The organism is Janibacter sp. UYMM211, from assembly GCF_040547045.1.
In the GTDB taxonomy this organism is placed as follows: domain Bacteria; phylum Actinomycetota; class Actinomycetes; order Actinomycetales; family Dermatophilaceae; genus Marihabitans; species Marihabitans melonis.
Map to the genome: position 1 here is coordinate 1 of NZ_JBEPOY010000001.1, position 12,238 is coordinate 12,238.

Consider the following 12,238-nt stretch of genomic DNA (forward strand, 5'->3'; position numbering starts at 1 on the left):
ATCATCTGGAACGACCTCGCCTGCGGCGACCGCGAGGCCGCCGCCGTGCTCGTCGCGCTCAACTCGCTCTTCCAGGTCCTCGCCTTCGCCGCCCTAGGCTGGTTCTACCTCGCCGTCCTGCCGGGCTGGCTCGGCCTGCAGCAGGCCGCCCTCGACGTCTCCTTCGGGCAGATCGCCGTCTCGGTCCTGATCTTCCTCGGGGTGCCCCTGCTCGCCGGCTACCTCTCGCGCCGGATCGGCGAAGGGGTGCGCGGCCGCGCCTGGTACGAGGGCACCTTCCTGCCGCGGATCTCTCCCTTCGCCCTGCTCGGGCTGCTCTTCACGATCGTCCTGCTCTTCGCCCTCCAGGGCGACCAGATCACGAGCCGGCCCCTCGACGTCGCGCGGATCGCCCTGCCGCTGCTCGTCTACTTCGCCGTCATGTGGGGCGGCGGCTACCTCCTCGGCAGCAGCCTCGGGCTGAGCTACGAGCGCACGACGACCCTCGCCTTCACCGCCGCCGGCAACAACTTCGAGCTCGCCATCGCCGTGGCCGTCGCGACCTTCGGCGTCACCTCCGGCCAGGCCCTGGCCGGGGTCGTCGGACCACTGATCGAGGTGCCCGTCCTCGTCGGCCTGGTCTACGTCTCGCTCGCCCTGCGCCGACGCGCCGCGGCCACCAACGGCACGCCCACCCAGGAGATCTGATGACCTCGGCCCGGCCCGATCCCTACGCGGCCATCGTCGACGACCTGTCCTACTCCTACGAAGGGGTCTTCCCCCGCGAGTCCGTCCAGCTCGCCGTGGACGAGGCGCGCGAACGCCTCGAGCTGGTCTCCACGATCCCGACCTACCTGCCAGTGCTCGTGGCCAAGGACGCCCGGGAACGCCTCACCGCGGCAGCCCAGGCGCAGGGACGCATCACCAAGGAGGTCCCCGAGCTGCTCTTCGTGTGCGTGCACAACGCCGGCCGCTCCCAGATGGCCGCGGCCCTGGCCGAACGCCTCTCCGGCGGCAGGGTCCACGTGCGCTCCGCCGGTTCCCAGCCCACCGACGAGATCAACCCCGTCGTCGTCCAGGCCCTGGCCGAACGAGGCATCTCCCTGACCGAGGCCTACCCCAAGCCGCTGACCGACTCCGTCCTGCGCGCCGCCGACGTCATCGTGACCATGGGCTGCGGCGACGCCTGCCCGATCTACACCGGGCGCCGCTACGAGGACTGGAGCGTCGCCGACCCCCACGGCGCCGACCTCGACACCGTGCGCGACATCCGCGACGACATCCAGGCCCGCGTCACCGCGCTCCTGCGCGACGTCCTCGACTGACCTTCCCTCTCGACACCGCACCAAGGAGCACCCGTGAGCAGCACCCGCCCCTCCGTCCTGTTCGTCTGCGTCCACAACGCCGGCCGCTCCCAGATGGCGCAGGCCTGGCTCGCCCACCTCGCCGGCGACGCCGTCGAGGTCCGCTCGGCCGGGTCCGCACCCGGCGACGCAGTCAACCCCGCGGCCGTCGAGGCCATGCGCGAGGTCGGCATCGACATCAGCGCCGCGCAGCCGAAGATCCTGACCGACGAGTCGGTGCAGAGCTCCGACGTCGTGATCACCATGGGCTGCGGCGACACCTGCCCGATCTATCCCGGCAAGCGGTACGAGGACTGGCCCCTGGACGACCCCGCCGGTCAGGGCGTAGAGGCCGTGCGCCCCATCCGCGACGCCATCCGCCAGCGCGTCGTGGACCTGCTCGCCTCCCTCGACGTCCCCGCAGGGTCTTCCGCATGAGCACGCGCGAGGCGCGGCCCTCAGTGCTGTTCGTCTGCGTCAAGAACGGCGGCAAGTCGCAGATGGCAGCCGCACTCATGCGCCACCGCTACGGCACGTCGGTCGACGTCCACTCAGCCGGCACCCGTCCCGGCGGCTCCTTGAACGCAGCATCAGTCGACGCCCTCGCCGAGGTCGGCGCGAGCGTCGAGGGGGAGCACCCCAAGGCCATCGACCCGGCCCTGCTGGAGTCAGTCAACCGGGTGGTGATCCTCGGGGAAGAGGCATCCCTCCAGCAGGTGGGGCAGGCGAAGGTCGAGCGGTGGATCACCGACGAGCCCTCGACACGTGGCATCGAAGGGGCGCAGCGGATGCGCCTGATCCGCGACGACATCGCCAAGCGCGTAGATGCGTTGGCCCACGAGCTGGGCCTGCCCTGACCGACCGGAGCACCTGATCACCCTGTCCAGTGACGATCGTCGGATGTGACTGCGAGACCGGTCGTGATGGCTGTCTGGGTGAGACCTTGAACTCTGCGAACCACCCGTGATCGGCTCCGCCCGGTATCGGCGCAGTCTCCAAACTCGGAGTGGCTGTCTAACGACCGCGCTTGGGCAGCCAGTCCTCGGATAGGGCACTGTAGGTGTAGCCGTCGATCCAGCCGAGCTCGGCGTGCCAAGAGTCTCTACGGCCGTGCTGCTCCCGCTTGAGACCCGCCTTTTCCAGGATGCGCCAGGAGGGGGTGTTGTCGGCAAAACACCCAGCGGTGACACGGCGCAGAGCGAGGTCGACGAAAGCTGCCTCCACGATCCCTGATGCGATCGCTGAGCCGATCCCGCGTCCCTGACAACCGGGCCGCACGATGTACCCGATGCTTGCGTCGGTCCCCTGGGGCTTGCCGGGCTGGCCCGTGCCGTCGTTAATCTCGAGGTACCCGAGTCCCGCGACCTGGCCATCGACCTCGGCTATGCAGGAGAAGTCGGTGTCGCTGCTCGTCACTGACGGCCAGTAGTCCTGCAGGTCCTCCATGGACTCGTGGGCGACGATCAGCCAGCGGCCAACCTCCGGGAGGTTGCGGAAACTCGCGATGGCGTCCACGTCGGCGGGCGTGGGGTCGCGCAGCAGCACGCTATCGATGGTCTTCGGCCATGGGCTCGTTCTGCTCACGCGCAGACGGTGGCACGGAACGTCACAGCGCATCCACTGAATTGCCGGGCCGTGGGTGCGAGGACTGCTGAATGATCTTCGTTACCCAGACGGGCTTTCCGGGGCTTCACCGGATGAAAGCACTCGAGTCGCGGCACCGCACCGCACCGCACCGCGCTGCGGCGTGCGGTAACGATCGTCAACCGTGACACCCGCGGGCTCATCAAGATCGTCACCGACGCCGACACCGGCCGCATCATCGGCATCACCGCCCTCGCCCAGGACGCCGGTGACCTCGCCGCCGCCGGCGTCTACATCCTCGAGGCCGGCATGACCACCGACCAGGTCGCCAACCTCTGGAGCCCCTACCTGACCATGGCCGAAGGCCTCAAACTCACCGCCCAAACCTTCACCACCGACATCACCAAACTCTCCTGCTGCGCAGCATGAACCCGCACAGGGATCCCTATACCGGAGCGTCGAGCCTGGCGACCTCTCTCGTTCGCTTTGGCTCCGTCAGAGACCGAACGCTCCTCCGCTGACGAGGATGACGATGCCGAGGCCGATCAGGACGATGGGGAACAGGATGTGTTCCCAGCGCTCGAGGACTTCAGCGATCGGCGGCCGGGTGGCAACGAACTTGGCGACTACGACCAGGACCGCGACGAGCGCGAGGAAGACGAGGCAGTAGGCGACCACTGCGATGGGTTCCACGCTGAGGAAGACGGGGACATAGACGCCGATGTTGTCTCCGCCGTTGGCGAAGGTGACTCCTGCGACGGTCCACGCGCTGACCTTCGTGCCCGTGACCTTGGCGTCATCGTCGTCATCGTCTCCGCGCCAGGCTTGCCATGCAGCCCAGAGACCGAGGGCCAGGGGGATGAGCCCGAAGTACGGGATAGCTGCTGAGGGCAGGAATGCTCCGGCTCCGATAGTCACCAGCACAGCGGCACCGAGGATGCAGGCGAACCCCACGTACTGGCCGACCAAGATGCGGGTGGTCGTCCCGCGTTGGCCCGCGCCGCGGGCGAAGAACAAGGAGAGCACGATGATGTCGTCGATGTTGGTCGCGATGAACAGGCCGATTGCCTGCAGGACCGCAGCCAGGATCACGCGCCCGCCTCTGCTGCGTCGCATCCGTGCACCGAGCAGGCAGGATCGATGCACGGGGCGTTCTCGTCAACCGCGAGGGTGACGTCAACCAGGGCGGTCAGCGCCTGCGTCAGGTGGGGATCGGCGATCTCGTAGCGCGTCTTGCGGCCCTCGGGTTCGGCAGCAACGATGCCGCAGTCGCGCAGGCACGCCAGATGATTGGACACGTTGGAGCGTGTGAGGTCCAGATCGCGGGCCAGCTCTGCCGGGTAGGCCGGCCGGTCGAGCAGCGTCAGGATGATCCGGGACCTGGTCGGGTCGGCCAGCGCGCGGCCCAACCGGTTCATCACGTCCAGGCGAGAAGCAATGGTCAGCATGCGCTGAACTATACAGCGAGGACTGAAGTGGTTTTACGCAGCCCGGAGTCGCTAAGCGTGCGAACGAAGCTGTGTCAGTTGGGGATGGTCAAGTGCGACTGCGACAGAAAGCGATTCCTCACGAATCATCTTGTCGGCAATCAGCTGGCGTTGGGAGACGAGGGCCTCCTGCGAGCTAGCGGCGAATCGGCAGCTCCACTCCCACCGCAAGAGGTCCTCCCCGCGCCAGTGATTACATCAGTGGATCGCGCCCAATCAACCAACGTCCCAGATTAGTACAGCTAGTCGTCGCGGGCACGTCTGATCGAGGCTCGTGACGTCCGTTCGAGGACCGTTACGACACCACCCATCAGCAGGACGATCAATGGACCGATGAGGATGACTACGCCAGCCAGCCGGCTGATGTCGACCAGCTCACCCGCTACCAGGAACACAGTTCCGACCAGGCCCCCGAGACACGAGGCAGCGAGCACCGCTATGGCCAGCTCCCATCGTTGAACAGCTAGGACGTCACCCTGCCCAAGGCCCGACCTCAACATCCGCACATCGTCACGGACCAGGCCAAGAACTCTGTTCCCCAACGTGACCAGACCGGCCAGGATCAGGACGCCGGTGGCCCACAGCGTGGTGGGGATCACCCACGTCGTGTCCGGACGTGACATGCCTTGGCGAAGGTCGAGGATGTTGGGTGCTGCCAGGGATCTGTTGGCGCGCGCTTCTACCGAGCGAACTTCCTCGACGGTTCCCGTCACCACGGCCTCACCCCCTGCCGAACCGGCCTTGACCTGCGCACCTCCCGCCCGCAGCAGGTCGAGGTCCCCTGGGCGCGGGTCCTGCCAAGTCATCTCGACCTGCGCACGCTCCTGCCATGCTGTCGTCTGTTCGACAATCGGCTCCAGCAGTCGCGCCTGTATCCCGCCGCCCGCCATGGCCAGGAGCACCAGTGCCGAGACCACACCCGCTGGAGCGGCGAGCTCGAGAGGCTTGTGGGCCACGCGGCGAACCGCCACGGCGAGTGAGGCCCGACGTGCTGGGATCGCGGCGGCGGCGAACGACATCGCGGCTGGCTGTGCCAGCGGGAGCAGGATTGCGGCGATGATCAGCGCCACGAAGATCGCGCGCGGAGCGTCGAGCAGGCCAGCGACGACCATGCCGACGGCTGCCAGTGCGAGCATCCCGAGCAGGTGCTTGGAGTGGTCCGCGAACCACGTCTGCGCGGACCCCAGGTCCTGCTCGCGAGGAAGGCGGGACGCAGCCAGGACCGCCGCCGTGACGACCACTATGAGCACCGTCAGGGCTGACCACGACGCGTCGACCGACAGGTCTCCGGTGAAGTAACGCAGTCCCGAACCTGGCAGACCGGTCATCTGACGGGTGATCAACCAACCCATGAGGCCACCGGCAACGGCGCCGCACCCAGCCAGCAGAGCAGCCTCGACACCGGTAATAGCCCGAACCGAGCCGCTAGAGATCCCCAGCCGTCGCAACGTCGCTATGCGCCCGCGACGCACAGCGGACATCGCTCCCGAAGCAGCCACCAGCAAGATCAAAGCCGGTACACCGCCGAGGATTGCCGCGGAGTACAGCTCTCGCGCCACCGTGGGCGAGGGTTGGCTCGTCTCAACCATCAACGGCCATGGCTGGGTCGCGGGATCACTGACGGTGACGTCTGTCGACGGTGCGCCGATGGTGATCAGCTGCCACGACGCACCATCAACTCCTAGCTCCCTGCCCTTCGCCGGCCGTGCGTAGATCAAGAGCTCGTTTGCACTAGCCAGACCGGACGGCCCGATCGTCCCATCTGGCCCAGAACCTGCCTGACCTACCTGCATCCCCGCGCTTGCTTCCAAGAAGCCTGCATCGCGTAACCCTGGGGATATCGCGACCTGGCCCGGTTTGGGGAATGACGTCAGACCTGCGGGTAGGGGGGCGTCGGGGTCGTGGGGGTCCAACCACACGACCGCCACCTGTTGGTCGCCCCACATCAGCCCCCGAGGCACAGTCCGCGTCCCGCGTGGGTGCAGACCACCTTCGTCGGTGACCACCATGAGAGCCCTGTCCGCCACTCGGTCCTGGGCCCGCTGGGAGGCCCCCACCAGACCGAGATGCACGATGACGGTGATCACCGCCGCGCACGCTGCACTCGCTAGTACCAGGCCACGCCACAGGTGCTGGGCGTCCTTGGTGAACGCCCACGAGGTCGCCATCCGCAGGACAAGCGCGAGCCTCACCTCGTCACACCGAGGTCGACAACTTCGTCACAGCGCTCGGCGACTCGACGGTCGTGAGTGGCCAGCACGAGCGGGATCCCGCGACGTCGCGAGAGATCAATTAGGAGCGCCGACACGTTGTCGGCATTTGCCCGGTCCAGCGCCGCGGTTGGCTCGTCCGCTACGAGAAGGGATTTCGCCGACAGCAACGCACGGGCCACCGCTACCCGCTGCGCCTCACCGCCAGAAAGAGTGGTGACCGCCGAACCCTGCCTCCCAGCAAGACCGACGAGGTCGAGATGGTCAGCGACGCGCCGCTCTATCCCAGCTGGCCCACCTCGAAAAGTCTCGAGCAGTGCGACATTCTCTCCCACTGTCAGCTCAGGGAGCAGGTCGTGCTCCTGGAAGAGGACGCCCACCTCGTTGCGTCGATAGGCATCTCGGCTGGCCGCGTCCTTCCCCAGAGGCTCTGCACCGTCGATGACAACCTGGCCACCTGATACTGCCCGCCAGCCGGTCAGGCACTCCAACAGCGTTGACTTGCCCGAGCCGGAAGGCCCCACGATGGCTACGCTCCCGCCGTCGGCGACAGAGAAGGAGGTGGGCGGAAGGATCTCCCTGCCGCCCACCTCCACGTGCACGTCCTGAACACGAACGCTCACAGGTGGCGCCTACCTCGGGTAGACCCAGGCACCGTGGGCGTCGGGCTCGAGCTCGAGCACCTCCGTAACCCTGTGCTTGTAGATGCGGGCTGAGTACGAGCCCGAGTGAGCACAGGTGTTGCTCGCACCGTTGCCGTCGTAAATCGTGTGAGTAGAGCTCGTACCGTTCGGCACGTACTCGCCGCGAACTCCGTTCCCGTCGGACTCCATGTCACATGCCATGACCTCACGACGCGAGTCGAGATCGCGGGTGAAGTCCGACCCCTGATATGACGAGACGGCCACCGCCGCTCCCCCGTTGAGAAGCAACACAGCCGTGACCGCGCCCGCCTTCATCCACGTACGCATTTGATCGTCCCCTTGCCCAGCCCCCCCCTGGTGATCGATCCAGTGCCTGAAGGAGCTAGCGCCCTGAGCGAACCAGAGAACTACATGAGCGGCAACCGGAACGGAGACAGCGAAGGCCAAGGGACTGCGCTAGGTACGCCGACCCGATGCACCGGCGTGCGATGACGATCGTCAACCGCGACACCACGCCCAGTCCGACCGCTCACCGATTCGATGTGGCTTTCGCCGTTATATGGCGGGGTTCTGTCGACGCTCTGTGGCGGCATCTGCTCATGGCGATACACGCGAGCACCGGTCTGGTCACAGATAGCGGCAGACGGTCGTGGTGTCGCATTTGGTGGGGTCGCTGGTGGTGGCACTGTGGTGAAGGTGCGCGACGGTGTGTCGCAGTGCTTGCAGGTCGGCGATTTGGCGGTCCAGGTCGCCCAGGTGGGCTTCGAGCAGGGCGTGCACGTGCTGGCAGGGTGCGACTCCGGCGTCGCGGATGTCGAGGATCTCGCGAATCTGGGCCAGGGTGAGCCCAGCGGTGCGGCCGCGGCGAACGAAGTCCAGGCGCGCCAGGGCCGCAGGGGTGTAGTCGCGGTATCCGTTGGCGGTGCGCTCAGGCGCAGGTAGTAGGCCGGCTTCTTCGTAGAAGCGCAGCGTCTTGGTTGTGGTGCCGCTGGCCACGGCCAACTCACCGATGCGCACAGTGGCCCCTTTCTCGGCTCTCGTCCATGTTCGCCTTGACCTTCCCCTGCGCTGGAACGTCCACTATGGACGCTGAAGAGGGGTCACGCGAAGGAAGGTGGGCAAATGGGTGTGGACTACGACGTCGATCTGGCCGTGATCGGCTCAGGAGGCGCGGCGATGTCCGCCGCCATCGCGGCCAGCCAGGCCGGTAAGAGCGTCGTGCTGGTTGAGCGCGGTGTTCTGGGCGGGACGTGCGTGAACATCGGCTGCGTGCCGTCCAAGACGCTCCTGGCGGCCGCCGGGGCCCGGCACGCCGCGCTCACCAATCCCTTCAAAGGTGCCCCAACGTCAGCCGCACCGGTGAACCTCGGCGATCTGGTGGCCCAGAAGGACGCACTCATCGAGCGCCTGCGTGATGCGAAGTACGCCGATGTGGCCGCTGCCTACGGCTTCCAGGTCCGCCCAGGCCAGGCCAGCTTCCTGGACGGGGACACCCTGGCCGTCGACGGCCAGGCGCTGCGGGCCCGGGCCTATCTGGTCGCCACCGGTGCCACCCCCGCCATCCCGGAGGTGGTCGGTCTCGACTCTGTGGACCGGCTGACGTCCACCACCGCGATGCAGCTGACCGAGCTGCCTGAGTCCCTGGTCGTTATCGGTGGCGGGTACGTCGGGATGGAGCAGGCCCAGCTGTTCGCTCACCTCGGCACCCGGGTCTCTGTGGTCGGGCGTCTGGCGCCGCACGCCGAGCCGGAGCTGGCCCAGAGACTTCGGGAAGTCTTCACCGACGACGGCATCACCGTGGTCGAAGAGCGCGCGACCACTGTGGCCCGCGAACCAGGCCCCGCAGGAGAGGTGGTGGTGACCACGGACTCGGGCGAACAGGTGCGCGGCGCGCAGGTCCTGGTGGCCACCGGACGCCTGCCCCGCACCGACGGCCTGAACCTGGCCGCTGCCGGTGTGGACGTGGACGAGCGCGGCTTCGTCGTGGTCGACCAGACCCAGCGCACCTCCAACCCGCGCGTCTGGGCCGCCGGTGACGTCTCGGGGGCTCCCCAGTACGTCTACGCCGCCGCCGCCGGCGGTCGGGCCGCCGCGCTCAACGCCCTGACCGAGGACAGGTACCCGCCGGCAGCTCGGGTCGACTACGCCGGCTTTCCTGCGGTCGTGTTCACCCGGCCCCAGCTGGCCTCGGCGGGGTTGACCGAGGACGAGGCCCTCACCCGAGGGCACGCGTGCGACTGCCGCGTCCTGGACCTGTCCGATGTCCCCCGGGCGCTCGTCCAGCACGACACCCGCGGGGCGGTGAAGCTCGTCGCCGACGCCGTGAGCGGCAAGGTTCTGGGCGTGCACGCTCTGGCGGACGGGGCCGGGGAGATCATGCTGGCGGCCACCTACGCCATCAAAAGCGGCATGACCGTCGACGATCTGGCCGACACCTGGGCGCCGTACCTGACCATGAGCGAAAGCCTGCGCATCGTGGCCGGCCTCTTCCGAAACCAGATGCCGACGTCATGCTGCGCCTGAAACCCGCGGCCCCAGCGGGGTGGACGAGGGCTCCCGCGGCGGCCCGCCTGGCGCCGTGAATGTGCCTTAAAAACCTACAGGTTGATGAGACACGATCTGACGTCGCTGCCGAGGACCGAGCTCTCGCGGTTCTGCGGCTGCAGGCGTGTCTCGGAAAAGTGTCTCGACGAGAAACGTCTCAGACGACATCACCGGAAGGGTTTCTGAGGCAGTATGGGTGGGTGAGACTTCTGGGGTACACGAGAATCAGCACGGCCAGTCAGGACGCGCAGTTGCAGTTGGACGCGCTGACCAAGGCCGGCGTCGAGGCTCGGGACGTTTTCTCCGATGTGACCTCGGGCAGCAAGAACGCAGCGCAACGTCCAGGGATGCGCCGACTCCTGGAGTACGCCACCGCTGGAGACGCGGTCGTGGTCTGGCGAGTGGACCGGCTGGGACGCTCACTGATCGACGTGCTGAACACGGTGACCCTGCTGCGCGAGTCCGGCATCGGCATCCGCTCCATCCAAGACGGCATCGACCCAGCCACCACCAGTGGACGGCTGATGCTGAACATGCTCGCCACCTTGGCTGAATACGAGCGGGAGCTGATCACAGAACGGGTCAATGCCGGCATCGCCGCAGCCAAAGCCTCCGGCACCCAGTTCGGGCGACCCCGCGTCGAGCCAGCCGTGATCGCCGAGAAGCTCGCGATCGTCAACGATGCACGCGCCAAAGGACGCACCGCCACAGACGCAGCCCGACTCGTGGGGTGGTCCCGCGCCACGTTCTACCGCCACAACGCCACCGACCAGTCACAGGACTCCTGACCGCGCCAGATACCCGCCAGGGCTGAATATCAACGAGCCATCGGCCTTTGACAGCCAGTAGCGCCTACCACCTTGGCTGGACGCGACATCATGCCGCACGGCCTCATCGGCGGAGTGCGCCCAACCAGAATCTTCGTATCTTAGATAGAAATCGCGTTGCTCCAATTTTGAGCGCTTCTCGACAGCCTCGACCGTTCGTCGCACGGCCCAACGCGAAGACGTCGCATTTGACCCGCCCGCGTTAGTCTCGCAGTAACGCCCATTAAACGCGACAAGAGGATGGTGCCGGGTCGCCGCAGCTTCTAAACATGTGCCCGAACAGACGGGTTCCCTGCGCAATCTCCGTGAATGCCCGGGTTACATGAGGCGGCACGGGAACCCGATAGTTGTCCACGGTCATGACCTATACCACGCCTGCCCGGCGCCCACCTCACGACTGCACTCTCGAGCCGCGGGTACTGCAGTCGTAGAGTCGAAAGCATGGGCATCCAGCAGATCGCGCCGTTGTCGCTGGCCGTTGTCGCCTCGCTCTCTCTCGGGGCATGCTCGGAAAACTCTGAACGGGCGGCCACGTCCACCACCGTGGAAACCGCTACATCGGCTACCTCGGACACGGCCACATCGAGTGCATCCTCGACGGACTCCGATACCTCCTTAGGGGAGGCCACCGGGACGGTCGAGGAGGCAGCCGCCGCACGTGCCCTTGCGCTCGAGCACGTCCGGGCCGAGTCCGGGGACGAGGGGGTCGTCATCGCCCAGGGCCGGGATGCCCGTAATGGCAGTGGGACGTCGACATCCTCGTCGGGGACAAGGTGCGTGACGTGAAGGCGAACACCGCTGACGAGTCCGTCCGCACCGAGGAGGCCGAGCATGCCGACGACGAGGACCGGGCGGCAGCCGCTTCAAAGCTCCCCATCGAGCAGGCCATCGACGCCTCCGTCCCGCACACCCCGGGCGCCGTCGACGACGCGGCCTGGGATGACGACGACCAGGGCGCGTGGGAGGTCGAGATCATCTCCAATAGCGACAACCGCGAGATCGAGCTGAGGGTCGACCCCGCAACGGGTGACGTCACGCCCACCAGCTGATCACCGCTCAGCCGCTGGCAGCATTGATCGATTTCGTCCTCGAGGCTCAACTGAGACCCCTGAGCGGCCGGAACCCACTGGTGGCAGTCTGGCCGGTCTTGGTCTACCAGGCGACGCGACGAGCACGTGATCTACGGATTGACCCGCATGGCGCAGCCTGCACCTCTTCAGTGTTGCTTGGGTCGACGTCGATCGCTCACCTCGCCCACGATCATGCGAGAGACAATCAACAAGAGCCCAAGGTGCCACCGCCCGAGCCCGCGCTGCAGCAGGGACTATCGAGGGCGTCAGCATAGACATGACAGGACTCCGATGCGGAGGTATCGAAAGTGACAACGCCCCGCTACCCCTCAGGTGTTTCAGGCACGCTTCCAGATGGGTTCCAGGACCCCGCGCCTGGCTCGCGCAGGTGAACATCGCCATAGACGAGGCGCCCATAGGGGCAACAGCCCCCTGCGGAAACCCGGAGTGCTGCGCACCCGTTGACTACATCGGCCGCGGTCCGATGCTCATGTACTGCTCCAAGCGGTGCGCGTCCCGCGCCGCTGAGCTCCGCGCGCGGATCGAGCAA

The 12,238-nt window shown here is 67.0% G+C and carries 14 protein-coding genes and 1 pseudogene; 9 read left to right on the forward strand and 6 right to left on the reverse strand.

From position 1 onward, the window contains the following. The 4 genes from ABIB53_RS00005 to ABIB53_RS00020 form a co-directional block, all read left to right on the forward strand. The coding region (locus ABIB53_RS00005; RefSeq protein ID WP_354586618.1) for an arsenic resistance protein at window positions 1-687 on the forward strand (687 nt) is incomplete at its 5' end. Further along, window positions 687-1,304 (forward strand): arsenate reductase ArsC, encoded by a 618-nt coding sequence (locus ABIB53_RS00010; RefSeq protein ID WP_354586619.1) that lies wholly within the window; start codon window positions 687-689, stop codon window positions 1,302-1,304. The genes ABIB53_RS00005 and ABIB53_RS00010, both read left to right, overlap by 1 nt. Window positions 1,305-1,397: 93 nt before the next feature. Beyond that, complete coding sequence (locus ABIB53_RS00015) at window positions 1,398-1,760, forward strand: arsenate reductase ArsC (protein WP_354587345.1); 363 nt, start codon at window positions 1,398-1,400, stop codon at window positions 1,758-1,760. After that, entirely contained in the window at window positions 1,757-2,179 is a 423-nt protein-coding gene (locus ABIB53_RS00020; RefSeq protein ID WP_354586621.1) for an arsenate-mycothiol transferase ArsC, read from the forward strand. Before ABIB53_RS00015 ends, ABIB53_RS00020 begins: the two co-directional genes overlap by 4 nt. Window positions 2,180-2,336: 157 nt before the next feature. Here ABIB53_RS00020 and ABIB53_RS00025 read toward each other — a convergent pair whose 3' ends face one another. Then, a complete protein-coding gene (locus ABIB53_RS00025) occupies window positions 2,337-2,906 on the reverse strand; it encodes a GNAT family N-acetyltransferase (RefSeq protein ID WP_354586623.1) in 570 nt (189 codons plus the stop codon). Between the two features lie 174 nt (window positions 2,907-3,080). On the opposite strand from ABIB53_RS00025, the pseudogene ABIB53_RS00030 reads away from it, so the two are divergent. Beyond that, window positions 3,081-3,335: pseudogene (locus ABIB53_RS00030) on the forward strand (oxidoreductase dimerization domain-containing protein); the annotation flags it as partial. Between the two features lie 66 nt (window positions 3,336-3,401). On the opposite strand, the gene ABIB53_RS00035 reads toward ABIB53_RS00030, so the two are convergent. From ABIB53_RS00035 to ABIB53_RS00055, 5 genes are all read right to left on the reverse strand, one after another. Beyond that, window positions 3,402-3,998 carry a cadmium resistance transporter gene (locus ABIB53_RS00035; protein ID WP_030153505.1) on the reverse strand — a complete coding sequence of 199 codons (597 nt, stop codon included), beginning with the start codon at window positions 3,996-3,998 and terminating at the stop codon, window positions 3,402-3,404. Further along, entirely contained in the window at window positions 3,995-4,354 is a 360-nt protein-coding gene (gene cmtR / locus ABIB53_RS00040) for a Cd(II)/Pb(II)-sensing metalloregulatory transcriptional regulator CmtR (RefSeq protein WP_028708027.1), read from the reverse strand. The genes ABIB53_RS00035 and cmtR overlap by 4 nt, the downstream gene beginning before the upstream one ends. A 281-nt stretch (window positions 4,355-4,635) precedes the next feature. Continuing rightward, window positions 4,636-6,561 (reverse strand): FtsX-like permease family protein, encoded by a 1,926-nt coding sequence (locus ABIB53_RS00045; protein WP_354587346.1) that lies wholly within the window; start codon window positions 6,559-6,561, stop codon window positions 4,636-4,638. 20 nt (window positions 6,562-6,581) lie between these two features. Further along, window positions 6,582-7,226, reverse strand: a complete 645-nt coding sequence (locus ABIB53_RS00050; RefSeq protein ID WP_354586625.1) for an ATP-binding cassette domain-containing protein — start codon at window positions 7,224-7,226, stop codon at window positions 6,582-6,584. A gap of 648 nt (window positions 7,227-7,874) precedes the next feature. Further along, window positions 7,875-8,264, reverse strand: a complete 390-nt coding sequence (locus ABIB53_RS00055; RefSeq protein ID WP_007928756.1) for a heavy metal-responsive transcriptional regulator — start codon at window positions 8,262-8,264, stop codon at window positions 7,875-7,877. 105 nt (window positions 8,265-8,369) lie between these two features. On the opposite strand from ABIB53_RS00055, the gene merA reads away from it, so the two are divergent. The 4 genes from merA (at window position 8,370) to ABIB53_RS00075 (ending at window position 11,667) form a co-directional block, all read left to right on the forward strand. Then, a complete protein-coding gene (gene merA, locus ABIB53_RS00060) occupies window positions 8,370-9,770 on the forward strand; it encodes a mercury(II) reductase (protein WP_017838447.1) in 1,401 nt (466 codons plus the stop codon). A gap of 221 nt (window positions 9,771-9,991) precedes the next feature. Next, window positions 9,992-10,579 carry a recombinase family protein gene (locus tag ABIB53_RS00065; RefSeq protein WP_072623518.1) on the forward strand — a complete coding sequence of 196 codons (588 nt, stop codon included), beginning with the start codon at window positions 9,992-9,994 and terminating at the stop codon, window positions 10,577-10,579. A 480-nt stretch (window positions 10,580-11,059) separates the two neighbouring features. Then, window positions 11,060-11,404 (forward strand): hypothetical protein, encoded by a 345-nt coding sequence (locus ABIB53_RS00070; protein WP_354586626.1) that lies wholly within the window; start codon window positions 11,060-11,062, stop codon window positions 11,402-11,404. Continuing rightward, on the forward strand, window positions 11,401-11,667 hold the full coding sequence (locus tag ABIB53_RS00075) for a PepSY domain-containing protein (RefSeq protein WP_354586627.1): 267 nt from the start codon (window positions 11,401-11,403) through the stop codon (window positions 11,665-11,667). The genes ABIB53_RS00070 and ABIB53_RS00075 overlap by 4 nt, the downstream gene beginning before the upstream one ends. Window positions 11,668-12,238: the final 571 nt, after the last annotated feature.

Bases quoted from the DNA above. Each gene is read 5' to 3' on its own strand.
- ABIB53_RS00010 (WP_354586619.1), top strand. From the start codon at position 687: ATGACCTCGGCCCGGCCCGATCCCTACGCGGCCATCGTCGACGACCTG.
- ABIB53_RS00015 (WP_354587345.1), top strand. From the start codon at position 1,398: ATGGCGCAGGCCTGGCTCGCCCACCTCGCCGGCGACGCCGTCGAGGTC.
- ABIB53_RS00020 (WP_354586621.1), top strand. From the start codon at position 1,757: ATGAGCACGCGCGAGGCGCGGCCCTCAGTGCTGTTCGTCTGCGTCAAG.
- cmtR (WP_028708027.1), bottom strand. From the start codon at position 4,354: ATGCTGACCATTGCTTCTCGCCTGGACGTGATGAACCGGTTGGGCCGC.
- ABIB53_RS00045 (WP_354587346.1), bottom strand. From the start codon at position 6,561: ATGGCGACCTCGTGGGCGTTCACCAAGGACGCCCAGCACCTGTGGCGT.
- merA (WP_017838447.1), top strand. From the start codon at position 8,370: ATGGGTGTGGACTACGACGTCGATCTGGCCGTGATCGGCTCAGGAGGC.
- ABIB53_RS00070 (WP_354586626.1), top strand. From the start codon at position 11,060: ATGGGCATCCAGCAGATCGCGCCGTTGTCGCTGGCCGTTGTCGCCTCG.